The 25,535-nt window shown below is 68.6% G+C and carries 23 protein-coding genes; 10 read left to right on the top strand and 13 right to left on the bottom strand.

Going from position 1 to position 25,535, the window contains the following annotated elements:
• Both BLW57_RS20185 and BLW57_RS20180 read right to left on the bottom strand, forming a co-directional pair.
• Positions 1–1,410 carry a globin domain-containing protein gene (locus BLW57_RS20185; protein ID WP_371127862.1) on the bottom strand — a complete coding sequence of 470 codons (1,410 nt, stop codon included), beginning with the start codon at positions 1,408–1,410 and terminating at the stop codon, positions 1–3.
• A 199-nt stretch (positions 1,411–1,609) separates the two neighbouring features.
• Positions 1,610–2,242: an HAD family hydrolase gene (locus tag BLW57_RS20180; protein WP_093476310.1), complete on the bottom strand. Its 633-nt coding sequence runs from the start codon at positions 2,240–2,242 to the stop codon at positions 1,610–1,612.
• A 152-nt stretch (positions 2,243–2,394) separates the two neighbouring features.
• Here BLW57_RS20180 and BLW57_RS20175 point away from each other — a divergent pair, with 152 nt between their 5' ends.
• Entirely contained in the window at positions 2,395–3,261 is an 867-nt protein-coding gene (locus tag BLW57_RS20175) for a GNAT family N-acetyltransferase (RefSeq protein WP_093476309.1), read from the top strand.
• Between the two features lie 74 nt (positions 3,262–3,335).
• Here the strand turns inward: BLW57_RS20175 and BLW57_RS20170 are convergent, their stop codons facing one another.
• The gene (locus BLW57_RS20170; protein ID WP_073887245.1) at positions 3,336–3,755 is read right to left on the bottom strand and encodes a GlcG/HbpS family heme-binding protein; all 420 of its coding nucleotides are present in this window, start codon (positions 3,753–3,755) and stop codon (positions 3,336–3,338) included.
• A gap of 88 nt (positions 3,756–3,843) precedes the next feature.
• A complete protein-coding gene (locus BLW57_RS20165) occupies positions 3,844–5,052 on the bottom strand; it encodes an MFS transporter (protein ID WP_093476307.1) in 1,209 nt (402 codons plus the stop codon).
• A gap of 141 nt (positions 5,053–5,193) precedes the next feature.
• Here BLW57_RS20165 and BLW57_RS20160 point away from each other — a divergent pair, with 141 nt between their 5' ends.
• Both BLW57_RS20160 and BLW57_RS20155 read left to right on the top strand, forming a co-directional pair.
• Entirely contained in the window at positions 5,194–5,652 is a 459-nt protein-coding gene (locus BLW57_RS20160) for a MarR family winged helix-turn-helix transcriptional regulator (protein WP_093476306.1), read from the top strand.
• Between the two features lie 9 nt (positions 5,653–5,661).
• Complete coding sequence (locus BLW57_RS20155) at positions 5,662–6,114, top strand: GNAT family N-acetyltransferase (protein ID WP_093476304.1); 453 nt, start codon at positions 5,662–5,664, stop codon at positions 6,112–6,114.
• A gap of 61 nt (positions 6,115–6,175) precedes the next feature.
• On the opposite strand, the gene BLW57_RS20150 is transcribed toward BLW57_RS20155, so the two are convergent.
• Both BLW57_RS20150 and dnaB read right to left on the bottom strand, forming a co-directional pair.
• Entirely contained in the window at positions 6,176–7,561 is a 1,386-nt protein-coding gene (locus BLW57_RS20150) for a serine hydrolase domain-containing protein (RefSeq protein WP_093476303.1), read from the bottom strand.
• A gap of 83 nt (positions 7,562–7,644) precedes the next feature.
• On the bottom strand, positions 7,645–9,123 hold the full coding sequence (dnaB, locus tag BLW57_RS20145) for a replicative DNA helicase (RefSeq protein ID WP_093476301.1): 1,479 nt from the start codon (positions 9,121–9,123) through the stop codon (positions 7,645–7,647).
• Positions 9,124–9,596: 473 nt separating this feature from the next.
• Here dnaB and BLW57_RS20140 point away from each other — a divergent pair, with 473 nt between their 5' ends.
• Positions 9,597–10,943, top strand: coding sequence for an MATE family efflux transporter (locus BLW57_RS20140; protein ID WP_093476300.1), 1,347 nt, complete (start codon positions 9,597–9,599; stop codon positions 10,941–10,943).
• 162 nt (positions 10,944–11,105) lie between these two features.
• Here the strand turns inward: BLW57_RS20140 and rplI are convergent, their stop codons facing one another.
• The 4 genes from rplI to rpsF form a co-directional block, all read right to left on the bottom strand.
• Positions 11,106–11,552 (bottom strand): 50S ribosomal protein L9, encoded by a 447-nt coding sequence (rplI, locus tag BLW57_RS20135; RefSeq protein ID WP_093476298.1) that lies wholly within the window; start codon positions 11,550–11,552, stop codon positions 11,106–11,108.
• Positions 11,553–11,570: 18 nt separating this feature from the next.
• Entirely contained in the window at positions 11,571–11,807 is a 237-nt protein-coding gene (rpsR, locus tag BLW57_RS20130) for a 30S ribosomal protein S18 (RefSeq protein ID WP_003949403.1), read from the bottom strand.
• 58 nt (positions 11,808–11,865) lie between these two features.
• A complete protein-coding gene (locus BLW57_RS20125) occupies positions 11,866–12,456 on the bottom strand; it encodes a single-stranded DNA-binding protein (RefSeq protein WP_093476297.1) in 591 nt (196 codons plus the stop codon).
• Positions 12,457–12,531: 75 nt separating this feature from the next.
• The gene (gene rpsF, locus BLW57_RS20120; protein ID WP_009189556.1) at positions 12,532–12,822 is read right to left on the bottom strand and encodes a 30S ribosomal protein S6; all 291 of its coding nucleotides are present in this window, start codon (positions 12,820–12,822) and stop codon (positions 12,532–12,534) included.
• A 285-nt stretch (positions 12,823–13,107) separates the two neighbouring features.
• On the opposite strand from rpsF, the gene BLW57_RS20115 reads away from it, so the two are divergent.
• From BLW57_RS20115 to BLW57_RS20105, 3 genes are all read left to right on the top strand, one after another.
• Positions 13,108–13,425, top strand: coding sequence for a hypothetical protein (locus tag BLW57_RS20115; RefSeq protein ID WP_093476295.1), 318 nt, complete (start codon positions 13,108–13,110; stop codon positions 13,423–13,425).
• Positions 13,426–13,604: 179 nt separating this feature from the next.
• Positions 13,605–14,726 carry a peptidoglycan bridge formation glycyltransferase FemX gene (femX, locus tag BLW57_RS20110; protein ID WP_073887307.1) on the top strand — a complete coding sequence of 374 codons (1,122 nt, stop codon included), beginning with the start codon at positions 13,605–13,607 and terminating at the stop codon, positions 14,724–14,726.
• Positions 14,727–14,809: 83 nt separating this feature from the next.
• Positions 14,810–15,841, top strand: a complete 1,032-nt coding sequence (locus BLW57_RS20105) for an alanine racemase (protein WP_093476294.1) — start codon at positions 14,810–14,812, stop codon at positions 15,839–15,841.
• Between the two features lie 101 nt (positions 15,842–15,942).
• On the opposite strand, the gene BLW57_RS20100 is transcribed toward BLW57_RS20105, so the two are convergent.
• Together BLW57_RS20100 and BLW57_RS20095 are read right to left on the bottom strand one after the other, a co-directional pair.
• Complete coding sequence (locus BLW57_RS20100; RefSeq protein ID WP_176985659.1) at positions 15,943–17,475, bottom strand: glycosyltransferase family 87 protein; 1,533 nt, start codon at positions 17,473–17,475, stop codon at positions 15,943–15,945.
• Between the two features lie 129 nt (positions 17,476–17,604).
• The gene (locus BLW57_RS20095; protein ID WP_093476291.1) at positions 17,605–20,304 is read right to left on the bottom strand and encodes a transglycosylase domain-containing protein; all 2,700 of its coding nucleotides are present in this window, start codon (positions 20,302–20,304) and stop codon (positions 17,605–17,607) included.
• A gap of 394 nt (positions 20,305–20,698) precedes the next feature.
• Here BLW57_RS20095 and BLW57_RS20090 point away from each other — a divergent pair, with 394 nt between their 5' ends.
• From BLW57_RS20090 to BLW57_RS20080, 3 genes are all read left to right on the top strand, one after another.
• Positions 20,699–21,385: a PadR family transcriptional regulator gene (locus BLW57_RS20090; RefSeq protein ID WP_093476289.1), complete on the top strand. Its 687-nt coding sequence runs from the start codon at positions 20,699–20,701 to the stop codon at positions 21,383–21,385.
• A 43-nt stretch (positions 21,386–21,428) separates the two neighbouring features.
• Complete coding sequence (locus BLW57_RS20085) at positions 21,429–22,511, top strand: inositol-3-phosphate synthase (protein ID WP_093476288.1); 1,083 nt, start codon at positions 21,429–21,431, stop codon at positions 22,509–22,511.
• Between the two features lie 94 nt (positions 22,512–22,605).
• The gene (locus BLW57_RS20080) at positions 22,606–23,880 is read left to right on the top strand and encodes an MFS transporter (protein WP_093476286.1); all 1,275 of its coding nucleotides are present in this window, start codon (positions 22,606–22,608) and stop codon (positions 23,878–23,880) included.
• 95 nt (positions 23,881–23,975) lie between these two features.
• On the opposite strand, the gene BLW57_RS20075 is transcribed toward BLW57_RS20080, so the two are convergent.
• Positions 23,976–25,418 (bottom strand): CCA tRNA nucleotidyltransferase, encoded by a 1,443-nt coding sequence (locus tag BLW57_RS20075; RefSeq protein WP_093476285.1) that lies wholly within the window; start codon positions 25,416–25,418, stop codon positions 23,976–23,978.
• Positions 25,419–25,535: the final 117 nt, after the last annotated feature.

The raw sequence follows: 25,535 nt of genomic DNA, 5'->3' as shown, positions 1-25,535 counted from the left end.
TCAGTCCCCCGCGAGGAGAAGCTCCTCCACCGAGTCGTGCCGTATGCGGCCCGGCGGGATGCCGATGTCCCGGAGCGCGTGGACACCGCTGCGGATCATCCCGGGCGGGCCCGACAGATAGGCGTCGAACTCCTTCCAGGGACCGTAGACACGTATGGCGTCGGGAAGCCGCACGCGGGCCTGCTGATCGGTCACGGCCCGGACCGAGAGCCAGGGATTGCCCTGCTGAAGCCTGAGCAGGGTGTCGATGTCGTAGAGGTCGTGGTCGGTGCGTGCGCCGTAGAAGACCTCGACCTGCCGACGGGCACCGCGTTCGGCGACGTCCTCGACGAGTGCCTTGATGGGCGCTATACCGGTGCCGCCGCCGAGGCAGAGCAGCCCGCTGTCGGTGGTGTGGTCGACGGTCATCGACCCGGTCGGCGGGCCGAGGCGTATGACGTCGCCGGGGCGGGCGCGGTGCACCAGCGCACGCGAGACCCAGCCGGCCGGCACGGCCTTCACATGGAAGGTCAGCAGGCCGTCCGAGCGGGGCGCGGAGGCGAAGGAGTAGTGCCGCCACACCCGCGGCCACCAGGGCGTCTCGATACTCGCGTACTGACCGGCGAGGAACGGATAGGGCTGGTCCGGACGGACGGTGACGACCGCGACATCGGGAGTCCTGAGGTCGTGGGAGACGACCTCGGCCTGCCACGAGGCAGGCGCCCGCAGTTCGTCGGCCGCCGCCGCGTCGATCATGACCTGGGAGATCGTCGTGTACGCCCGGACCCAGGCGGCCTCGGTCTCCCGGTTCCAGTCGGCGGCGTACTGGCTCAGCGCGCCGATCAGGCATTCGCCGACCGCCGGATAGTGCGCGGCGTGCGTCCCGTACTTGCGGTGTCCGCGACCCAGGTTCTTCAGGTAGTCGACGAGGACGGCGGTGTTGTCCAGATGCTCGGCCGCTATGAGGAGGGACTTCAGCAAGCGGTCCCGCTGGATGTCCATCGCGGCCGGGAACAGCGGCCGCAGTTCGGGATGACGGACGAAGAGCAGTGCGTAGAAGTAGGAGGTGACCTTGTCGGCGACGGGTCCGATCTCGGCCATCGTCCGGCGGATGCGCACCGCGTCCGGAGACGCCGTCCCCGCAGCCGGCATCGTCCGCTGCTCCGGCAGACGCTGCGGGGCTGGGGCGCCGGCATGCGTCTGCTGATCACCACCGCGCGGCGGAGGGGATGACGACGGGTGCGGCGCGAACCAGCCGCCTCCGTCCGACGTGTCGTACTCCCCCGACGTGGTGGTCGGAGCGTCCATGGTGCCCTCGCCTCGAACATCTCTCGGTCGGTCTGCGCACCTCCTCCTCGGAAGGTGCCTGCTTTCCCCCGGCGGGCGGCCGGCCCGTAGCACTCGCTCCGCAGCCTCCCACCCGGATCGGATGCCGCGGCTGGGTACGCGTAAACGCGGCCTTCGATCTCTCCGCCCCGTTACGCTGCTGCCCTGCTCTCGGCCCGCACGGGATGCGCACTCGATCCCGGACGTGAACCGGAGTCGACCCTACCGGCCATCGGCGCGCACACAAGTCCCCCGGTCCGCGCCGCCTGCCGACCGGGAGGAGTACTGGCTCGGCCTACCTCAACTAGCTGAGTCCGGCTACGAGTTCATAGGCATCCCACAGGTCGCGTCCGGTGTAGGAATGGGTCGCGAGACCGGCCAGGTGACCGTCCGCGTTGACCGCAACGGAAACCGGTACGACCGCAAACAGATCCTTGTCCGACGAGGAGTCGCCGTACGCCACGCAGTCCGCCCGCGCCACGCCGAACTCGGCGCAGAGCCGGTCCGCGATGGTCACCTTGGCTGCGGCACTGAGCGCCCCGGCGGGGTCGACGGGCTCGGTGAAGGGCACGGCCGGGAATCGGGAGCCGTGCGCCGCGTGGGCGCCCCACTCCAGCAGGCGCTCCACGAAGAAGGAAGGCGACAACGACACCACGGCGCAGTACTCGCCCGCGCTTCGGATCTCCGCCCACACCTCGCGGATCCGGGTAAGCCAGGGAGCCGCCTGAAAGGCGGCGGTCACATGCGCCTCGGTCAGGCCCGCCCAGAGGTCGTACACCTGAGCCGCGTACTCCGGCGGCCCGATCAACCCTGCCCCTATCGCGCGGTCCAGTGCGACCGTCTCCGCCTCCAGCCCCAGCTGGCGGGAGATCTCCACCGGGGCCGTGGTGCCGTGCAGCAGTGTGCCGTCGAGATCGAAGAGATGAAGTCTTGCCATGGCCCTGAAGGCTAACCGGGCTGCCGGTGTTTCACGTGAAACACCGGCAGCTGTCCGGGAGCTGAGCAGAGGGCTACGACATGGCCAAAAGCACGTGCGTCTCCGTCGAAACGGGTGGACGCCGGGGGTGCCGGTCGGACAGCCTGACCTGCGTGCCGACTCCTTCCCTCGCCTCTCTGCCCATCCGCCGTCTGACCCTCCGCGATATGACTTCGTGCGCGGACTTGTCCGAGGACCGGGGGTGGCCCCGTGAAGAACACAAGTGGGGCTTCCTTCTGACGGCCGGGAAGGGCTTCGGTATCGACGATCCTGAGGGCGGTCTCGTCGCCGCGTGCGTCGTCACCGAGTACGGACCCTGGGACCAGCCGGAACTGGGCGCCATCGGCATGGTCCTGGTGGCCGAACGTCATGCACGGAAGGGCATCGGGCGCCGCCTGATGCGGCACGTCGTGTCGGCCATGGGGACCACCCCGCTGACTCTTCACGCCACGCCCTATGGACGCCCCCTGTACGAGGAGCTGGGCTTCAAGTCGACGGGCCGGGCGGAGATGCTGAGGGGGCGCTTCATTCCCGGTGCCGCGGAGCCGGGGGTGTCGACACGGGCCGCCACCGCCGAAGACCTTCCCGCGATCCTGCGTCTCGACGAGGAGGTGTTCGGTGCCGATCGCACGCCCCTCATCGCCCGGCTGCCCGCCTTCGCCGACCAGCTGCGGGTGGCGGAGGAGAACGGCCGGGTCATCGGGTACGCGGGCGCTTGGCCCAACATGGACACCCATGTGGTCGGCCCGCTGATCGCCCGGGACACGGAGACCGCCAAGGCCCTCATCGCGTCCCTGGCCGCTCTTACGGACCGCCCGCTGCGCACCGACATCGATGTACGCCACGAGGAGCTGCTGGCGTGGGCGAAGGCCCGGGGGCTGGCCTCGGTGGCGTTCAACGCCGTGATGACCTACGGGATCACGGACCTCCCGGGAGACTGGACACGGCGGTTCGCCCCGCTGACGGTGGCCGCGGGCTGAGAGGCGTACGACGAACGCCGGCCTTCACCGCCCGGAGCGGTGGAGGGCCGGCGTTGTCCGTCCGGGCTCGGTGATCAGACGAGCGCCTGCACGGCCGCGGTGGCGAAGCCGTGGTCCTGGTCCGGCGCGCCGCCGCCGACGCCGATCGCGCCGATCAGCCGGCCGTCCCGGTGCACGGGCAGGCCGCCCGCGATGAAGAGCAGGGGGCGGTCGAGAGCCGTGGGCAGGGTGTGGAAGAGGCCGCCGGGCTGCACGGCGTCGACCAGGTCGGCGGTGGGAGCGTTCAGCTGCAGCGCCGTGTAGGCCTTGCGGGTGCTGGTCTCGCCGGAGATCAGCACTGCCCGATCGTCCCGGCGGAAGGCCAGCAGGTGGCCGCCGGCGTCCAGGACGGTGACGCTGACGGTGACTCCGGCGTCCTCTGCCGCGCGACGGGCCGTGGCGACGAGCAGCTCGGCGTCCTCGATGGTGAGCGGGGCGACGACGGTGGTGCTCATGGAGCTTTCTCCTTGGTGGTGCCGAGGGTGGTTGCCTGCCGAACCGGGACGCGCCCGGTACGGGCGTACGGGGGTGAGCCGAGGTGGCTCAGTGATGGACGGGCGTCCGCTGTTCGGCGTGATAGCCGGACACGGTCACGGTGCCGTGCCGTGCGTCCCTGCGCTCCAGGGCCGCCGAGAGGACGGCGAGGACCAGGGCGGCCGCGGCGAGGGCGGCGCCGACCCAGTTGGGCGCGGTGTATCCGAGGCCCGCCGCGATCACGATGCCGCCGAGCCAGGCGGAGAGGGCGTTGCCCAGGTTGAAGGCGCCGATGTTGACGGCCGAGGCGAGCGTCGGCGCGCCGTGCGCCTGGTCGAGGACGCGCTTCTGCAACGGCGGAACGGTCGCGAAGCCCAGGGCGCCGATCAGGGCGATGGTCACGGCGGCCGCGATCTTGTTGTGGGCGGTCAGCGTGAAGAGCGCCAGGACGACCGCGAGGGCGCCGAGGGAGACGTACAGCATGGGCATCAGGGCGCGGTCGGCGAACTTGCCGCCGACCAGGTTGCCGCCGACCATGCCGAGGCCGAAGAGGACCAGCAGCCAGGTGACCGAGCCGTCGGCGAAGCCGGCGATGTGGGTCATCATCGGCGCGATGTAGGTGATGGCCGCGAAGACGCCGCCGAAGCCGAGGACGGTCATCGCCATGGCGAGCAGGACCTGGGCGTTCTTGAAGGCGGCCAGTTCGTGCCGCAGATGCACGCCCTCCGGCCGCGGCATGTCGGGCACCAGCTTGGCGATGCCGACGAGGCCGAGGACCCCGAGGGCGGCGACGACGGCGAAGGTGACCCGCCAGCCGACGGTCTGCCCGACGAGGGTGCCCAGCGGGACGCCGACGACATTGGCGACGGTCAGGCCGGTGAACATCATGGCGATGGCGCCGGCCTTCTTGTCGGGTGCCACCAGTTCCGCCGCGACGACCGAGCCGATGCCGAAGAAGGCTCCGTGGGCGAGCGAGGCGACCACGCGTCCGATCAGCATGACGCCGAATGCGGGGGCCACCGCGGAGAGCAGGTTCCCGGCGATGAAGAGGCCCATCAGCAGCATCAGCATGCGCTTGCGCGGGACCTTGGTGCCGAGCACGGTCATCAGCGGGGCTCCGATGACCACGCCGAGGGCGTAGCCGGTCACGAGCAGGCCCGCCGTGGGGATGGAGACCCCGAAATCGCCCGCGACCTCGGGAAGCAAGCCCATGATCACGAACTCGGTCGTTCCGATTCCGAAGGCCCCGATCGCGAGGGCCAGAAGCGCGAGAGGCATGTGAGGGTACACCTTCCAGAAGATTGCAGGAGCGCGTTGCGTGCGTTCACAATAGTTGCAGACGCGGGTTATATGCAACCGCAGGATATTGCGGACTTGCTCTACCCTTGGAGCAGCCGCTCCGGGACGGAGGAGAACCCCATGACAGCGACGGACCCCGCGCTCACCGCTCTCGCACAGGGCTGGTGCGCCCTCTCTGCGCTGCACGGGAGGATCGAGGCGCACATCGAGCGGGCCCTGCAGGCGAAGCACGACCTGAGCGTGCGCGAGTACTCCCTGCTCGATGTACTCAGCCGGCAGCACGACGGCGACGGCGGACATCTGCAGATGAAACAGGTCGCCGACGCGGTCGTGCTCAGCCAGAGCGCCACCACGCGCCTGGTGACCCGGCTGGAGGACCGCGGCCTGCTGGAGCGCTACCTGTGCCCCACGGACCGGCGCGGCATCTACACCAACGTCACCGAGGCGGGGCTGCGACTGCTGGAGGAGGCACGGCCGACCAACGACGCCGCCCTGCGCGAGGCTCTGGACGACGCCTCCCGGAACCCCGAACTGGCGCCGCTGGTAAGGGCCGTGGAGTCCCTCAACGTGCCCGCATAGGGTGCGGGCATGGAAGATCTTGAAATACGGGATGCGACGCCCGGCGACCTGCCGGCGATCGTCGCCATGCTCGCCGACGACCCCCTCGGCGCCCAGCGTGAGTCACCTCACGACCTGAGTCCGTACCGGGCCGCGCTGGAGCGCCTGGACGCCGATCCGAACCAGCATCTCGTCGTCGCCGAGCGCGAGGGACAGGTGATCGGCACCCTTCAGCTCACGATCATTCCCGGGCTCTCCCACAAAGGGGCGACCCGCGCGCTCATCGAGGCCGTGCGGATCCACTCGGACGAGCGCGGCGGCGGACTGGGCAGCCGGCTCATCGAGTGGGCGGTGGACCGGTCCCGGCAGCTCGACTGCGTGATGGTGCAGCTGACCTCCGACAAGACGCGCAGCGACGCTCACCGCTTCTACGAGCGGCTGGGCTTCACGGCCTCGCACGAGGGTTTCAAGATGCGGCTCTGACCGACCGCAACAGATGGGCGTAGGGGGTGTTTCACGTGAAACACCCCCTACGCGTTGACGACTACCGAAGGCCCCGCCAGCCTTCGGGGTCCACACCGCCCGGTACCGGCGCCTGGGTGTCGTAGGGCTGCCGGGTGAAGACGAACGAACCGAGGTCGAGGTGACTCAGTGACCCGTCCGGCCTCCGCACGGGCCGCAGCAGCTCTCCGGCGTAATAGCCCTCCAAGCCCGTCCAGGTGCCGTCCCCGTTGGAACGGAAGCGGGCACGGCGGCCGCCACCGGTCAGCGGCCCCAGGGCGATCAGGCCGTCGGCGGTCACCCGCAGACCGAACGCGTGCGTCCCCCAGTACCACTGCCCCGCCAGCTCCAGGACCGTCGGCTCGATCTCCCGCAGCGGCCGCCACGGCTCGGGGATCCGGGGTTCCGCCTCGGCGACGATCCGCACCAGGTCGGCGCCCACCGCACCCAGCAGCGGCCCACTGGTGCAGTTGGCGAGCACCACCGCGGCGACGTCGTCCTCCACACCGATGGTGAGGTTCGCCAGGAAGCCCGGCAGCGAACCGGAGTGCCCGACGAGCAGCCTGCCGTCGCGGCGCTGGATCTGCATGCCCAGTCCGTAACTTGTCCCCTCCAGCACATCGGCGGCCTCGGCGGGCGCCGCCGGGGTCCGCAACTCCCGTACGGACTCCGCGCACAGCACCCGGTCGTCACCGCGGGCCAGGAAGGCGGCGAACCGCGCGAGGTCACCGGTGGTCGACCACAGCTGCCCGGCCGGGGCCATCCGGCCCAGGTCCTCCAGCGGCTCGGGCAGCAGGGCGTCGGCCCAGGGGTGCACGGCCCATCCTCCCGCGTTCGGCGGCTCGGGCTGTGCGCTCGTCCGCCGCAGACCGAGCGGCTCCAGGATCTCGGCGCGCAGCACCTCCTCCCAGGGGGCCCCGCGCAGTTCCTCCACCAGTGCACCCAGCACCGTGTAACCGGGGTTGGAGTAGTGGTGCCGCCGGCCGACGGGATGCAGCAGGGGCTCTTCGCCGAGCACGTCGCCGAGCTCGGGCCGCAGTGAGCCGGGGGTCCTCTCCCACCAGGGCGCGGGTGACTCGGCGGCCAGGCCGGCGGTGTGGGCGAGCAGTTGGGCGATCGTCGCCTCCCCCGCGCCGGTACCCGGCAGATGCTTCTCCAACGGATCCCCGAGGTCGAGGAGGCCTTCGTCCCGCAGCCGCATCACCAGCACGGCGGTGAAGGTCTTCGTGATGGACCCGATCCGGTACTGCACATTCTCGTCGGGCCCGTGCCCGTCCACCGAGGTCCGCGCCCCGTGCCACACCGCCTGTCCGCCCCGTACGACGGCGGCCACCAAGGACGGCGCCCGCCCTTCGGTCTGCGCGACGGCGATCCGGTGCAGCAGGGCACGCCGGGTCGCAGGCAGCAGTGCTTCGTGAGGTGTCGTCATGGGCCCAGTCCAGCGGGTGCCGCGCCGGACGTCGAATCCATTTCGCCGCTCTGCGGGCACACCGGCCGGAGACCCGGACGGGATCAGGTCTGGGCCATGTCCACGAAGCGGGAGTAGTGGCCCTGGAACGCGACCGTGATCGTCGCGGTCGGGCCGTTTCGATGCTTGGCCACGATCAGGTCCGCCTCACCCGCGCGCGGGGACTCCTTCTCGTACGCGTCCTCACGGTGCAGCAGGATGACCATGTCGGCGTCCTGCTCGATGGAGCCGGACTCACGCAGGTCCGAGACCATCGGCTTCTTGTCGGTGCGCTGTTCCGGACCACGGTTGAGCTGGGAGAGCGCGATGACCGGGACCTCCAGCTCCTTGGCGAGCAGCTTGAGGTTACGGGACATGTCCGAGACTTCCTGCTGCCGGCTCTCGGCGCGCTTGGAGCCGCCGGACTGCATCAGCTGGAGGTAGTCGATGACGACCAGTTTCAGGTCGTTGCGCTGCTTGAGCCGCCGGCACTTGGCGCGGATCTCCATCATCGACAGGTTCGGCGAGTCGTCGATGTAGAGCGGCGCGGCCGAGACGTCCGGCATGCGGCGGGCGAGTCGGGTCCAGTCCTCGTCGGTCATCGTGCCGGAGCGCATGTGGTGCAGGGCGACCCTGGCCTCGGCGGACAGCAGACGCATGGCGATCTCGTTGCGGCCCATCTCGAGCGAGAAGATCACACTCGGCAGATTGTTCTTGATCGAGGCGGCCCGCGCGAAGTCCAGCGCGAGGGTCGACTTACCCATGGCGGGACGAGCGGCGATGACGATCATCTGACCGGGGTGCAGACCGTTCGTCAGCGAGTCGAAGTCGGTGAAGCCGGTCGGCACACCCGTCATCTCACCGCTGCGCGAGCCGATCGCCTCGATCTCGTCGAGGGCGCCCTCCATGATGTCGCCCAGCGGCAGGTAGTCCTCGCTGGTGCGCTGCTCGGTGACGGCGTAGATCTCCGCCTGGGCGCTGTTGACGATCTCGTCCACGTCGCCGTCGGCCGCGTATCCCATCTGGGTGATGCGCGTTCCGGCTTCGACCAGACGGCGCAGCACGGCCCGCTCGTGGACGATCTCCGCGTAGTACTCGGCGTTGGCGGCCGTCGGCACCGTCTGGACGAGGGTGTGCAGATACGCGGCGCCGCCGACCTTGTTGATCTCGCCGCGCTTGGTGAGTTCGGCGGCGATGGTGATCGGGTCGGCCGGCTCGCCCTTGGCGTAGACGTCGAGGATCGCCTGGTAGATCGTCTCGTGCGCGGGCTTGTAGAAGTCGTGGCCCTTGAGGATCTCGACGACGTCGGCGATGGCGTCCTTGGACAGCAGCATGCCGCCCAGCACCGACTGCTCGGCATCCAGATCCTGCGGGGGCACCCGCTCGAAGGACGAACCTCCGCCGTCCCAGCCACCGCTCTCCCTGCCCCGGTCGTGCTGCTCGTCACGGCCCCGACCGCCGTCGCTCCGCCGGCGGGAGGCGGGCAGACGATCACTGGGTCCGGCGTCGGCCCACGGATCGTCCAAGGGCTCGGAAATGCTCACCGAGCCACCTCCTCCCGTCCGCGCGGCGGACCTCGCCGTGCCCTCTTTTGTACGGCACGACACTGACAACTGAGAGACCCAACTCCGGTTCTGGCGCGTCGGATTTATGACGGTTCCAGGGCCGCGAAGGACGCACCTCCCGGGCCGGGGGAAAGGAGCAGGCGCCGGACCACGGTAGGCCCGTCGGCACCGTCAGCCAATCTGGTTATCCACAGGCCATGTGGACGACCGCCCCGATGCTGTGGAGAACTCGGCGAAACCTGTGCACGACTCGGTGGACAGCCCTGTGAACAAGCCCTCGCTGCTTACTTGGTCACCCACGTGACCTGCACCTTTGCCGTCCACCGCCTGTGCAGAAGAAAAACTTTCCCAGTCGGACCAAGATCGCCTCGAACGGTGCCCGAAAGGATGTGACCCACCGAGCAAAGTAAGGGTCACAAGCCATTTGCATCTCTTACCTGTGGACGATTAGATTGGTGCTCATGACACAAGCTCCCGCGATACCCGAGGTCACCCGTTGGCGGCACGATCGAGAGATCGTCGCGCTGGCCGTCCCGGCCTTCGGCGCTCTCGTCGCGGAGCCCCTCTTCGTCATGGCGGACAGCGCGATCGTCGGCCATCTCGGGACCGCCCAACTCGCTGGTCTCGGGGTCGCCTCGGCGCTTCTGACCACCGCCGTGAGCGTCTTCGTCTTCCTCGCCTACGCCACTACGGCCGCCGTCGCCCGCCGCGTCGGCGCCGGAGACCTGCCGGCCGCCATCCGGCAGGGCATGGACGGCATCTGGCTGGCTCTGCTGCTGGGCAGTGCCGTCATCGCACTCGTGCTCCCGCTGGCTCCCGGCATCGTCGAGCTCTTCGGAGCCTCCTCGACAGCGGCCCCCCATGCCACGACGTATCTGCGCATCTCCGCACTCGGCATCCCGGCGATGCTCGTCGTCCTGGCAGCGACAGGAGTTCTGCGTGGACTGCAGAACACCCGGACCCCTCTCTACGTCGCCATCGCCGGCTTCATCGCCAACGGTGCGCTCAACGCGGTCCTCGTCTACGGCGCGGGACTCGGTATCGCCGGTTCGGCCTGGGGCACGGTCATCGCGCAGTGCGGCATGGCCGCCGTCTACCTTGCCGTCGTCGTGCGCGGAGCACGCCGACACGGAGCCTCCCTTCGCCCCGACGCGGCCGGTATCCGAGCCTCGGCGCAGGCAGGCGTCCCTCTTCTGGTCCGCACGCTGTCCCTGCGAGCGGTCCTGATGATCGCCACGGTGATCGCGGCCCACCTCGGTGACGCGGACATCGCCGCCCATCAAATCATCCTGTCCCTGTGGAGCCTGCTCGCCTTCGCTCTCGACGCGATCGCGATCGCGGGGCAGGCGATCATCGGCCGTTACCTCGGTGCGGCCGACGCCCAGGGAGCACGCGAGGCCTGCCGCCGGATGGTCCAGTGGGGCATCGCGACCGGCGTCGTACTCGGCCTGCTCGTGGGCGCCGCCCGGCCACTCTTCCTGCCGCTCTTCACCGATGACTCGGTGGTCAAGGACGCGGCACTGCCCGCACTTCTGATGGTGGCGCTCTCGCAGCCGATCTGCGGGATCGTCTTCGTCCTGGACGGCGTCCTGATGGGCGCGGGCGACGGCCCGTACCTGGCCTGGGCCATGGTCGTCACGCTGGCGGTGTTCGCTCCCGTGGCGCTGCTCGTCCCCACCGTCGGCGGCGGTCTCACCGCCCTCTGGGCCGCGATGACGCTGATGATGACGGTCCGCATGCTGACGCTGTGGCTCCGCATGCGTTCCGGCCGCTGGATCGTGACGGGCGCGACCCGCTGACCGTTCCACGTGGCACAGAGCGGCAGGGGTGTTTCACGTGAAACACCTCCGCTCCGCACGAAGCCGGCTCTGTATGGCGCCGGGTCTGACGCCGAGCCAGCGAAAAGGGCCGCACCCGCGAAGGGTGCGGCCCTCTTCAGGACTGCTCGAGAAAGCTCGCGGTCAGCCCGCGACGACCTCGATGTTGACCTTGGCGGCAACCTCGGGGTGCAGACGCACGGACGTCTCGTGGGCGCCCAGGGTCTTGATCGGAGCGGTCAGCTCGATGCGGCGCTTGTCCACCTCGGGGCCACCGGAAGCCTTGATCGCGGAAGCGACGTCGGCCGGGGTGACGGAACCGAAGAGACGGCCGGAGTCGCCGGAGCGGACGGCCAGGCGGACCTTGACGCCCTCGAGCTGGCCCTTGATCTGGTTGGCCTGCTCGATGGTCTGGATCTCGTGGATCTTGCGGGCGCGGCGGATCTGCTCGACGTCCTTCTCGCCACCCTTGGTCCAGCGGATAGCGAAATTCCGCGGGATCAGGTAGTTGCGAGCGTAACCGTCCTTGACGTCGACGACGTCGCCGGCGGCACCGAGGCCAGAGACCTCGTGGGTGAGGATGATCTTCATGTTTCGGTCACCCTTCCCTTATCGCGCGGTGGACGTGTAGGGCAGCAGCGCCATCTCACGGCTGTTCTTGACGGCCGTGGCGACGTCACGCTGGTGCTGCGTGCAGTTGCCGGTCACGCGGCGGGCACGGATCTTGCCGCGGTCGGAAATGAACTTCCGCAGCATGTTCGTGTCCTTGTAGTCCACGTACGTGACCTTGTCCTTGCAGAAAGCGCAGACCTTCTTCTTAGGCTTGCGCACAGGCGGCTTCGCCATGGTGTTTCTCCTGTGTGATCAAGAAGTTTGGGTACGACCCACCCTTCGGTCCGAAGACCTAGAAGGGGGGCTCGTCCGAGTAGCCGCCACCGCCGCCGGAGCCACCGCCCCAACCGCCGCCGCCCTGCTGGCCACCGGCGGGAGCGCCGGTCGCCCAGGGGTCGTCGGCCGGAGCACCGCCGCCGCCCTGCTGGCCGCCGCCGGAGCCACCGCCCCAGCTGCCGCCCTGCTGGCCGCCGCCGCCACCGCCGCCGTAACCACCCTGGCCACCGCGGCCACCGCCACCGGCGGTCTTGGTGACCTTGGCAGTGGCGTTGCGCAGGCTGGGGCCGACCTCGTCGACGTCCAGCTCGTAGACCGTGCGCTTGACGCCCTCGCGGTCCTCGTAGGACCGCTGCTTCAGCCGGCCCTGCACGATGACGCGCATGCCTCGCTGCAGCGACTCGGCGACGTTCTCCGCCGCCTGACGCCAGACCGAGCAGGTCAGGAACAGGCTCTCGCCGTCCTTCCACTCGTTCGTCTGGCGGTCGAAGGTGCGGGGAGTGGACGCGACGCGGAACTTCGCGACAGCCGCACCGGACGGGGTGAAGCGCAGCTCGGGGTCGTCGACAAGATTGCCGATGACCGTGATGACGGTCTCGCCTGCCATGGGGGAACCTCTCGGCGGGTTTGCTCTGGCTGCTTGGTTGCTACTCGAATCCCGGGATCAGCTGAGCTGGAGAGCTCAGTGGGTCTCGGGACGGAGGACCTTGGTCCGGAGGACCGACTCGTTCAGGTTCATCTGGCGGTCGAGCTCCTTGACGACCGCAGGCTCGGCCTGCAGGTCGATGACCGAGTAGATGCCCTCGGGCTTCTTCTTGATCTCGTAGGCGAGACGACGACGGCCCCAGGTGTCGACCTTCTCAACCTTGCCGCCGCCGTCACGGACGACAGACAGGAAGTTCTCGATCAGCGGGGAGACCGAACGCTCCTCGAGATCGGGGTCGAGGATGACCATCACCTCGTAGTGACGCATGTGGAACCCACCTCCTTTGGACTCAGCGGCCACGGTCGTTCCGTGGCAGGAGGGTCGTGATGCGTACGCAACGGTATCGGCCGCCACTGACAATGCGGGGTCCCGAAGGGGATCCCGCAACGTGGCCCCAGTGTGACCTGGCCAGCTCTGGGCAGACACCGGTGCAGACGGTACAGACTACCCGCACACCTGCTTCCGGTTGAAATCAGGCGGCGGGGGCCGTCAGTCTGTACACATCGGGTGTGTATGGCGCTACAGTGCGCCGCGATCCGCAGGAGGTGCCACATGGCACAGCAGGCATTGCGACCCAACACCGCCGGATCTCTCTTCGCCACCGACGGCAAGCCCCATCCGCTCCAGGACACCCTGATGGCCGTGACACTGGTCCTGGGCGTGCTGGCGTTCATCACGGGCTTCTTCGCCGGCCTCCACCTGCTCGCCTCCTGGGCCGGCCTGGTGGGTCTCGTCGTCGGGGCGTACGGGCAGTGGATCTCGGTGACCACCCGTGAACGCTTCGGCCTGATCCTGGGCCTCGGCGCCTCCGGCGTCGGTTTCATGCTCGGCATGGCGAACGGCGGACTGTTCGGCGGCCTCATCGGCTGAATCGGGCCGACCGCTCGCGGGGCACCTCCGCAGCCCTGTGGAGGTGCCCCGCCGAGCCGTGTCCGCGGACCGGAAGCCCGTACACCCCAGTCGGGGTGCTCGAAAGGCGCAGTAGGCTTCGGCGCGAGAGCCGGAGCCCCTGACCCCATGGGGACACCCCAGCCCGAGGAGCGCCCCGAATGAGCCTGACCCTGAGGACCATCAGTCGCGAGCAGCATCTGGCCTACATCCAGAGCCTGCCGGCGGCAAGCCACATGCAGGTCCCGGCATGGGCCGATGTGAAGGCTGAGTGGCGCTCGGAGAGCCTCGGCTGGTTCGACGACCGCACCGGCGAGATGGTCGGTGCGGGCATGGTCCTCTACCGTCAGCTGCCCAAGATCAAGCGCTACCTCGCCTACCTCCCCGAGGGCCCGGTCATCAACTGGTACGCGCCGAACCTGGACGACTGGATCCAGCCGATGCTGGCGCACCTGAAGCAGCAGGGCGCCTTCTCCGTCAAGATGGGCCCCCCGGTGATCATCCGGCGCTGGAACGCCGAGACCATCAAGAAGGGCATCCAGGACCCGGACGTCAAGCGCCTGCGTGACCTGGAGGCCGACTTCATCGAGCCGCGCGCCTTCGAAGTGGCCGACAAGCTGCGGCGCATGGGCTGGCAGCAGGGTGAGGACGGCGGCGCCGGCTTCGGTGACGTGCAGCCCCGCTATGTCTTCCAGGTGCCGCTGGCCAACCGCTCGCTGGAAGAGGTCCACAAGAACTTCAATCAGCTGTGGCGCCGCAACATCAAGAAGGCGGAGAAGGCCGGCGTCGAGGTCGTCCAGGGCGGCTACCAGGACCTCGCCGAGTGGCAGCGGCTGTACGAGATCACGGCCGTGCGCGACCACTTCCGGCCGCGTCCGCTGTCGTACTTCCAGCGCATGTGGACGGCCCTCAACTCCGAGGACCCCAACCGCATGCGGCTGTACTTCGCCCGCCACAACGGGGTGAACCTCTCCGCGGCGACGATGCTGATCGTCGGCGGGCACGTCTGGTACTCCTACGGCGCCTCCGACAACATCGGCCGCGAGGTCCGACCCTCGAACGCGATGCAGTGGCGGATGCTGCGCGACGCCTACGCGCTCGGCGGCACCGTCTACGACCTGCGCGGTATCTCCGACTCACTGGACGAGACGGACCACCTGTTCGGCCTGATCCAGTTCAAGGTCGGCACGGGCGGACAGGCCGCCGAATACCTCGGCGAGTGGGACTTCCCGCTGAACAAGCTGCTCCACAAGGCGCTCGACATCTACATGTCGCGCCGCTGAGCCGCGGTCGTTTGGTTCCATAGGCATCACAGCTTCCACACCTCTGACACACCGCAGCCACTAGAAAGGTTCCGGGTCCGGCCATGGCGCTCACGCTCTACGTCGACACCGCGCGCTGGCGGGCGCACCACAAGCACGTGCAGGAGCAGTTCCCGGGGCTCGTCCCGGTCTGCAAGGGCAACGGCTACGGCTTCGGACACGAGCGCCTGGCGGAGGAGGCCACGCGACTCGGCGCGGACCTGCTCGCCGTCGGCACGACGTACGAGGCCGCACGCATCAAGGACTTCTTCGGCGGGGACCTGCTGGTGCTGACGCCGTACCGACGCGGCGAGGAGCCCGTACCGCTGCCCGACCGGGTGGTGCGCTCGGTGTCGTCGATCGACGGCGTGTACGGCCTCGTGGGCGCGCGTGTCGTCATCGAGGTGATGTCCTCGATGAAGCGCCACGGCATCAGCGAGCAGGACCTGCCACAGCTGCACCAGGCCATAGAGAACGTCCGGCTGGAGGGCTTCGCCATCCACCTGCCGCTGGACCGCACCGACGGCTCGGACGCCGTCGAGGAGGTCATCGGCTGGATGGACCGGCTGCGCGCGGCCCGGCTGCCGCTGCACACGATGTTCGTCAGCCACCTCAAGGCCGACGAACTCGCCCGGCTCCAGCAGCAGTTCCCGCAGACGCGGTTCCGCGCCCGCATCGGCACCCGCCTGTGGCTGGGGGACCACGAGGCCACCGAGTACCACGGTGCCGTCCTGGACGTCACGCGGGTGGCCAAGGGTGACCGCTTCGGCTACCGGCAGCAGAAGGCGGCCTCGGACGGCTTCCTGGTGGTCGTGGCGGGCGGTACGTCTCACGGGGTGGGCCTGGAGGCCCCGAAGGCTCTGCACGGCGTCATGCCGCGCGCCAAGGGCGTCGCCCGGGCCGGCCTCGCCACGGTCAACCGGAACCTTTCTCCGTTCGTCTGGGGCGGCAAGCAGCGCTGGTTCGCCGAGCCGCCGCACATGCAGGTCTCCATCCTGTTCGTCCCGTCGGACGCCCCGGAGCCGAAGGTCGGCGACGAACTCGTGGCCCATCTGCGGCACACCACCACGCAGTTCGACCGGATCGTGGATCGCTAGACCCGGTCCGATCGGGGCGAAGACCTCCTCCGGAACAGCAGGAAGGCCGTACACGCCTCGCGTGTACGGCCTTCTTCATGAACCCTGCCATGGGAGTTCGCTCACAGCGAACGCTCCTCGTGGGGCACGTGCTCGGGCCGCCCCCAGTCCACCGGGGGACCGTCGGAGTGCGCCGCGTGACGAGGCGGGTGGGCCGCCGCACCGAGCACGAAGACATCCTCCGCGCCGTCGAGCACCCCGCCCGAGGGGTCGTCGTCGCCCGACCTGCGGACCACATCCCGCTCCGGCATGAGGATGTCCCGTACGACGACGGCGCACAGGTAGAGCGTGCCCAGCAGGTGCAGCACGATCGTCCAGTGGTAGCCGTGCGTCGGCAGGCCCTTGTGGGCGTCTCCGCTGGTCGTGTACGCGAGGTAGAGCCAGATGCCCAGGAAGTAGGCCACCTCGCACGCCTGCCAGATCAGGAAGTCCCGCCACTTCGGCCGGGCGAGGACTGCCAGCGGCACCAGCCACAGCACGTACTGCGGTGAGTAGACCTTGTTGGTGAGCACGAAGGCCGCGATCATCAGGAAGGCCAGTTGGGCGAAGCGCGGCCGCCGCGGGGCGGTGAACGTCAACGCGCCGATCCCGAGGAAACAGAGCACCACCAGCACCGAGGCCACGGTGTTCACGAAGTCGGTGGTGGGCGGGTGGCTGGAGTTCTGCGCCCAGATCAGCCAGAAGGAACCGAAGTCGACGCCTCGGTCGTGACTGAACCGGTAGAACTTCGACCAGCCGTCGAACGCGAACAGCATCACCGGCAGGTTCACCACGAGCCAGGCGACCAGCGCGCCGCCCACGGCCTGGAAGAACTCCCGCCACTTGCCCGCCCGCCAGCACAGCACCAGCAGCGGGGCGAGCAGGAACAGGGGGTACAGCTTGGCGGCCGTGGCGAGCCCCAGGAGGACGCCGAAGGCGGCGGGCCGGCTCCGGGACCACATGAGCATCGCCGCGGCCGTCAGCGCCACGGCCAGCAGGTCCCAGTTGATGGTCGCGGTGAGAGCGAAGGCGGGTGCCAGAGCCACCAGCAGGCCGTCCCAGGGGCGGCGACGCTGGGTCCGCGCCACGCACACCGCGATGACGGCCGCACACACCATGAGCAGGCCGGCGTTGACGAACCAGTACCACTGCTCCTGGTGCTGGATGCTGCCGCTGTGCGGGGTCAGCCAGGAGGCCACCTCCATGAACACTCCGGTCAGTACCGGGTATTCGAGGTAGTCCATGTCCCCCGAGAGCCTGTCGAAGTACGGCACGAGGTGGTCGGCGAACCCGCGGCCCTGGTAGAGGTGCGGGATGTCCGAGTAACAGGCATGGGTGTACTGGCTGCTCGCGCCGAAGAACCAGGCCCCGTCGTAGCAGGGCGCCTTCTGGACCAGGCCGAGGGCGAACATGCCGATCGCCACGAGCGCGACGACCCGTACCGGGGTCCACCAAGAGGTCCCGAGCAGGGCACGCCGCCCGAGGGGACCGCCGATCAGCTCACTGCCGGCCGCGGCGACCTCGTCCTCCCTGGTCGGCTGCACCGGTTCTGCCGTGGTGCGCCGCACGGGCTCGGGCTCGTGCGTGCTCGCGGGCGTCATCTCTGCACTGGGCATGGGGCACATCCTGCCGTACCTGTCCATGAAAACGCCGTGGGCCGCCGCACCTCGTCGGTGCGGCGGCCCATGTTTCACGTGAAACACCCAGGACGGACGGTATGGCCGCCAACCGGGCAGAAAGCGGCGCTAACCGTCCTGGCCTCCGAAGAAGCCACCGTTGCCATTGCCCCGGGTGCCGCCGCTACCGGTGGTCTCCGTGATCGTCGGTGTCGGTGTCGTGCCCCCGTCGGTGCCACCGTCCGTACCACCGTTGCCGTTGCCACCGTTGCCGTTGCCACCGTTGTTGTTGCAGCCGAAGAAGCCGCAGGTGTCGCTGGCCGAGGGCGTCGGCGAGGGCGAGCTCTGGGTCGGCGTCGGAGTCGGTGTCGGACTCGTCTCCTCGGTCTGGGTGACCGACGGAGTGGGGGTGGGGCTCGGCTCGGCGTTGATCACCTTGCCGATGGGCACGGGCGTCGGGAACGGCTTCACCGGCTCGTTCTTCAGCGCCTGCGCCATGTAGTCGTGCCAGATCTCGGCCGGGAACGAGGCGCCGTGGATCTTCTCCTGGCCACCGGTTCCGTACATCTCCAGGAACGTGCGCTTCTTGTTGTTCGCGTTGTCGTCCAGGCGGAACATGCTGATCGCGGTGGACAACTGCGGGGTGTACCCCACGAACCAGGCGGACTTGTTGCCGTCCGTGGTACCGGTCTTGCCGGCCACCGGGCGGCCCGGGAGCCTGGCGCTGGTACCGGTGCCCTTGTCGACCACCGTCTTCAGGACGTCGGTGACGTTGTCCGCCACCGCCGAGGTGAAGGCCTCCTTGGTCTCCGCCCGGTGCTTGTAGACCTGCCCGTCCTTGTCCTCGACCTTGGAGACCGAGTACGGGGAGTTCTGCTCGCCGCTCGCGGCGAACGTGGCATAGGCGCCCGCCATGCGGATCGCGCTGGGGTCGGACGTACCGATCGAGAACGACGGATAGTTCGCGCTGGCGAGACTGCCCTCCAGAACGCCTGCGTCCAGTGCCGTCTCCTTGACCTTGTCCAGGCCGACGTCCATGCCGAGCTGGACATAGGCGGAGTTCACCGAGAGCCGCATCGCCTCACGAAGGTCGATCTTGTACGTCGGCGGGTTGACGGACTCGTTGCCGTCGTTGGTCTGGAGCCACTCCTTGCCGTCCTTGTCCGTCCAGACCGACCCGTCGTAGTTCTTGATCTTCAGCTTGTTCTTGCCGCTGTACAGGCTCTTGGGGGAGGCCTGCGTACGCTCGTCCTGCGCCTGGTCCGCACCGAGGTCCGGGTTCCGGACGCCCCACTTCATCGCCGCCGCCAGCACGAACGGCTTGAACGTCGAGCCGACCTGGGCGCCGGTGGAGTCGGCGTTGTTGGTGAAGTGCTTGGTCGCGTCCTCACCGCCGTAGATGGCCTTGATGGCACCCGACGCCGGGTCCACCGAGGCTCCGCCGAACTGGACGTGGGTGTCGGTCTCCGGACGCTGCTTCGGCTTGATGTTGTTCTTCTGGACCTTCTTGACCGCGGACTCCAGCTCCTTGACCTTCGTCTTGTCGAAGGTCGTGTAGATCCGGTAGCCGCCCTTCTGCAGCTTTTCCTCGGTGACCTTGGTCTTCTCGCTGTTGTTGATCAGATAGGACTTGGCGAGGTCGACCAGATAGCCGATCTGACCGCCGAGCCGGCTGTTCGACCGCGGGTTCTGCCACTTCGGGAGAGTCCGGTACTTGGCCCGTTCGGTGGCGCTCAGGTGGCCGTACTCGACCATCTTGTCGAGGGTGTCCTGCATCTGCGACAGGGCACGCTTCTTGTTCGCCTCGGGGGTGGCGCCGGTCGGGTCCAGCGAGGTGGCGCCTGCCGGGTCGTAATAGGTGGCGCCCTTGAGCATCGCCGCCAGGAAGGCGCACTCGCCCGGGTTCAGTTCGTCGGCGTCCTTGTTGAAGTAGGCACGGGAGGCCGCCTCGAGGCCATAGGCGCCACGGCCGAAGTAGGCCGAGTTCAGGTAGCCGGCCATGATCTGCGGCTTCGGGACCTCGGCGCCCACCTTGATCGAGACGAAGATCTCCTTGAACTTGCGGGAGAGCGTCTGCGACTGGTCGTCCAGCATGGCGTTCTTCACGTACTGCTGGGTGATCGTCGAGCCACCCTGTGTCTGACCGCCCTTGGCCATGTTGAAGACCGCGCGCGCGATGCCCTTGGGGTCGATACCGCTGTCGGTCTCGAAGGTCTTGTTCTCCTGCGAGATGACGGCGTAGCGCATCTCCTTGGGGATGTCCGCGTAGTTGATGATCTGGCGGTTGATCTCACCGCCGGTGGCGACCATCACCGAACCGTCGGACCAGTAGTAGACGTTGTTCTGCGCCTTGGCGGTCTTCGCCACGATGGGGATGTCCACCATCGCGTACCCGATGCCCGCCACCGCCACCAGGCTTCCCATGAAGCCGATGAACAGGCCGGTCACGAGCTTCCAGGACGGCATCCAGCGCTGCCAGCCGAACTTGTCGGACCTGGGGTAGTCGATGAAGCGCTTCTTACCGGGAGGCGGGGTCGCGCGGCCTCTGCCGCGCCCGGGTCCGGTCGGACCTCCCGGACCGCCACGGCGGCCGCCCGGGCCCGTGTTCTCGGGCGCTCGGCGGCGGCTGCCCTTCTGCGCCGCTCGGCGGGCCTCTGCACGTCCGCCGTAGGAGCGCTCCTCACCTCCCGAACCATAGGAGTCGGCAGGAGACCCGGTGGCGCCTCGCGGTGCCGCACGGCGGCCGGAGGACGCATCGGGCTGGCCGCGTCGGGCCGCGGCACGTCCGCCTCCCTGCGGCTGCGGCGGTTTGCGACGGTGCTCGCTCATCGAACGATTACTCCTCGGGCAGGCGCACCCCTGCGCGCCTGGAACGGCGGCTGTTTTCCGGTCCCCCCGAAATACGGATGTGGTCGGTTCTGCATTCACCCGTACTGCACCGGGGACAAGGACGCTCCCCAAACGTCACTTGGTTCCCGGCGGTATGCATGCCGCACAGACTACGCACCGCCAAAACCTGCCGAGTCTGGAAGTTCACCCCAAATCAGGCAACTCACCTCCTACGAATCGGTGATGTGATCCCGTTCACCACCCTCCCTCTTGTCGCACGGGCAAGGCCGTTCTATCGTCGGGATGTATCGAGTCGATACATCAGCGCGAGATAAAGACGCTGAGAGGCACTGCGAGACCTGCGGGACCACCTGCGGGACGAGAGGAGGCGACGATGAGCCGGCGCTCCGGCATCCTCGAGTTCGCCGTGCTCGGCCTGCTCCGCGAGTCCCCCATGCACGGCTACGAGCTGCGCAAGCGACTCAATACTTCACTGGGTGTGTTCCGTGCGTTCAGCTACGGAACCCTGTACCCCTGCCTCAAGACACTGGTCACCAACGGCTGGTTGATCGAGGAACCCGGCAGCACCCACGAGGACGCCCTCACCGCCCCCCTCACCGGACGACGCGCCAAGATCGTCTACCGGTTGACGGCCGAGGGCAAGGAGCACTTCGAGGAACTGCTCTCGCAGACCGGCCCCGACGCCTACGAGGACGAACACTTCGCGGCACGGTTCGCCTTCTTCGGGCAGACCTCGCGCGATGTGCGCATGCGCGTGCTGGAAGGCCGGCGCAGCCGCCTGGAGGAGCGCCTGGAGAAGATGCGCACCTCCCTCGCGCGCACGCGGGAGCGCCTCGACGACTACACACTCGAGCTCCAGCGCCACGGAATGGAGTCCGTGGAGCGCGAAGTGCGCTGGCTGAACGAGCTCATCGAGAGCGAGCGGGCCGGACGGGACCTGAAGGGTTCCGCGTCCGGGGGGCCCGCTCAGCAGGACACCACCACTGGATCGACGGGCGGCCTGCCCCGCGCCGGGGAAACCCCCCGGACGGATACGCCCGACGACGACACCGCCACGTGAGACCCACTCAGGGCCTCACTCGTACACACAGGGAGCAACCGGAATGGGTTCGGTTCGCGTAGCCATCGTCGGCGTGGGCAACTGCGCCGCGTCGCTGGTGCAGGGCGTCGAGTACTACAAGGACGCCGACCCGGCGTCGAAGGTCCCCGGCCTGATGCACGTGCAGTTCGGCGACTACCACGTGCGCGACGTCGAGTTCGTCGCCGCCTTCGACGTCGACGCCAAGAAGGTCGGCCTCGACCTCGCGGACGCGATCGGTGCCTCGGAGAACAACACCATCAAGATCTGCGACGTGCCCAACAGCGGTGTCACGGTCCAGCGCGGTCACACCTTCGACGGTCTCGGCAAGTACTACCGGGCCACCATCGAGGAGTCCGACGCCGAGCCGGTCGACGTCGTCCAGATCCTGAAGGACAAGCAGGTCGACGTCCTGGTCTGCTACCTCCCCGTCGGTTCCGAGGACGCGGCGAAGTTCTACGCCCAGTGCGCCATCGACGCCAAGGTCGCCTTCGTCAACGCCCTCCCGGTCTTCATCGCCGGCACCAAGGAGTGGGCGGACAAGTTCACCGAGGCCGGTGTCCCGATCGTCGGTGACGACATCAAGTCGCAGGTCGGCGCCACCATCACGCACCGCGTCATGGCGAAGCTGTTCGAGGACCGCGGTGTCATCCTCGACCGCACGATGCAGCTGAACGTCGGCGGCAACATGGACTTCAAGAACATGCTCGAGCGCGAGCGTCTGGAGTCCAAGAAGATCTCCAAGACGCAGGCCGTGACCTCGCAGATCCCCGACCGGGATCTCGGCGAGAAGAACGTGCACATCGGCCCGTCCGACTACGTGGCCTGGCTGGACGACCGCAAGTGGGCCTACGTCCGCCTCGAGGGCCGCGCCTTCGGTGACGTCCCGCTGAACCTCGAGTACAAGCTCGAGGTCTGGGACTCCCCGAACTCCGCGGGTGTCATCATCGACGCGCTGCGTGCCGCGAAGATCGCCAAGGACCGCGGCATCGGCGGCCCGATCCTCTCCGCGTCCTCGTACTTCATGAAGTCCCCGCCGGTCCAGTACTTCGACGACGAGGCCCGCACCAACGTCGAGAAGTTCATCAGCGGCGAGGTCGAGCGCTAAGACAGCCGCTCGCACGAGAACGCTCCTGCCAGGGCTGCGGAGGGTCCCCGGGTTGTCGACCCGGGGACCCTCCGCATGTGTGAGGGTGTGATCCATGCCCGTCGTCCGTGACCTGCGCGTCCTGTTGCGTCTGCGGAACTTCCGGCGCCTGCTGTATGTCCGCCTGCTGTCCCAGGGCGCCGACGGGGTCTACCAGGTCGCGCTCGCCGCCTACGTCGTCTTCTCCCCGGAGAAGCAGACCTCGGCCACCGCAATCGCCTCGGCGATGGCGGTCCTGCTGCTCCCCTATTCACTGGTCGGCCCGTTCGCGGGAGTCCTGCTGGACCGCTGGCGCCGCCGGCAGGTCTTCCTGTACGGCAATGTGCTGCGCGCACTGCTGGCCGGCGTGACCGCCGTCCTGATGATCAGTGACGTTCCGGACTGGCTCTTCTACGTGTCCGCGCTCTGCGTGACGGCCGTCAACCGCTTCGTCCTCGCCGGGCTGTCCGCCGCGCTGCCCCGCGTGGCCGACACCGAGCGTCTGGTGCTGGCCAACTCCCTGTCCCCGACAGCCGGGACCCTCGCGGCGACCGCCGGCGGCGGTCTCGCCTTCGCCGTGCGACTGGGGGCATCGGGCTCCGACGCCGCGGTGGTGCTGCTCGGCGCCTTCCTCTACCTCTGCGCGGGCCTCGCGTCCCTGAGCATGGCCCCCACCCTCCTCGGCCCGGACCGGCGGCCGGCACGGTCACGTCTGGGCACCGCGCTCGCCGACGACGCACGCGATCTGATGGCGGCCGTGCGACACCTGGGCGAGCCCCGGCGCAGGGAGGCGGCCTGGTCTCTGGCCGCGATGACATCGATGCGCTTCTGCTACGGCGCGCTCCTGGTCCTGCTCCTCATGCTGTGCCGCTATTCCCTCTCCACCAGCACGGACGACGGCCTCCGTCTGCTGGGACTGATGCTGGCCCTGTCCGGCGCCGGCTTCTTCGCCGCGGCCGCGGTGACTCCGTGGACGGCGGGACGTCTCGGCCCCGGCCGGTGGATCGTGGTGTGCTCCGGTACGGCTGCGGTGCTGGTACCGGCCCTGGGCCTCTCGTTCACCACCGGGCCGCTGCTGGTCGCGGCCTTCCTGCTGGGCCTGACCACCCAGGGCGCCAAGATCGCCACCGACACGATCGTCCAGGCGTCCGTCGACGACGGCTTCCGCGGCCGGGTCTTCTCCGTGTACGACGTCCTGTTCAATGTGGCGTTCGTCGGTGCGGCGGGCGTGGCGGCTCTGATGCTGCCGCCGAGCGGCCGCTCGGCCGTCCTGGTAGTGCTCGTCGCCCTGATCTACGGGGCGGTCGCCCTGGCGTTGGGCCGCTTCGAGCGATGGTGGGACCGAGAGTGAGAAGGAAAACAGGGGCGACGTTTCACGTGAAACATCGCCCCCTCGCTTCGCCGGGCCGGTGAATGTTTCACGTGAAACACTGCCCGGCCTCCGGCTCAGCTCTGCGCGGCCCACCACTCCTTGAGAGCGGCCACCGCGGCATCGTGCTCCATGGGTCCGTTCTCCAGGCGCAGCTCCAGCATGTGCTTGTACGCCTTGCCAATAACCGGTCCGGGACCCACGCCCAAGATCTCCATGATCTGGTTGCCGTCGAGGTCCGGACGGATCGAGTCCAGCTCCTCCCGCTCCTGAAGCTGGGCGATCCGCTCCTCCAGGCCGTCATAGGCCCGGGACAGCGTGGCGGCCTTCCGCTTGTTGCGGGTGGTGCAGTCGGATCGGGTCAGCTTGTGCAGGCGGTCCAGCAGCGGGCCCCCGTCGCGGACGTATCGACGGACCGCCGAGTCCGTCCACTCACCGGTGCCGTAGCCGTGGAAGCGCAGATGCAGTTCGACCAGCCGTGAGACGTCCTTCACCAGCTCGTTGGAGTATTTCAGGGCGGTCATGCGCTTCTTGGTCATCTTGGCGCCGACCACCTCGTGGTGGTGGAACGAGACCCGGCCGTCCTTCTCGAAGCGGCGCGTACGCGGCTTACCGATGTCGTGCAGCAGGGCGGCCAGCCGGAGCGTGAGGTCGGGGCCGTCGGTCTCCAGCGCCATCGCCTGCTCCAGGACGATGAGCGTGTGGTCGTAGACGTCCTTGTGCCGGTGGTGCTCGTCACTCTCCAGGCGCAGTGCCGGAAGCTCGGGCAGCACATGGTCGGCGAGCCCGGTGTCGACGAGCAGGGACAGGCCCTTGCGCGGGTTGTCGGAGAGGATCAGCTTGTTGAGTTCGTCCCGGACCCGCTCCGCCGAGACGATCTCGATCCGTCCGGACATCTCCGTCATGGCGGTGACGACCTCGGGGGCCACCTCGAAGTCCAGCTGGGCGGCGAAGCGGGCCGCCCGCATCATCCGCAGGGGATCGTCCGAGAACGACGCCTCGGGTGTGCCCGGCGTGCGCAGCACCCGTGCCGCCAGGTCCTCCAGGCCGCCGTGGGGATCGACGAACTCCTTCTCGGGCAGCGCCACGGCCATCGCGTTGACCGTGAAGTCACGCCGGACCAGGTCCTCCCCGATGGAGTCGCCGTACGACACCTCCGGCTTGCGGGAGGTGCGGTCGTAGGCCTCCGAGCGGTAGGTGGTGATCTCGATCTGGTAGCCGCCCTTGTGTGCGCCGACGGTGCCGAAAGCGATTCCCACGTCCCAGACGGCGTCGGCCCAGGGCCGGACGATCTTCAGTACGTCCTCGGGGCGGGCGTCGGTGGTGAAGTCCAGGTCGTTCCCCAGCCGGCCCAGCAATGCGTCGCGTACCGATCCGCCCACCAGGGCGAGGGAGAACCCGGCCTCGTGGAATCGGCGGGCGAGATCATCAGCGACAGGGGCCACCCGCAGCAGCTCGGCGACCGCGCGCTGCTGCGCCTGGCTCAGGGCGGAGGGAGTGTCTTCGTTGGCGTTCGGCACAACAGAAGAGGGTACGTGCCTCGCGCCTCCGGAGGCTCCCGCATTAGGCGGCCGTAGCAGCTCCTGCCATACCCCCGCAATCGGAGCTCTTACCGCGTATGGATGTGGTCCCCTCGA

Source organism: Streptomyces sp. 1222.5 (genome assembly GCF_900105245.1).
GTDB lineage: Bacteria > Actinomycetota > Actinomycetes > Streptomycetales > Streptomycetaceae > Streptomyces > Streptomyces albidocamelliae.
Note: the sequence above shows the minus strand (reverse complement) of the source record. Positions and strands in the feature narration are given on the sequence as shown.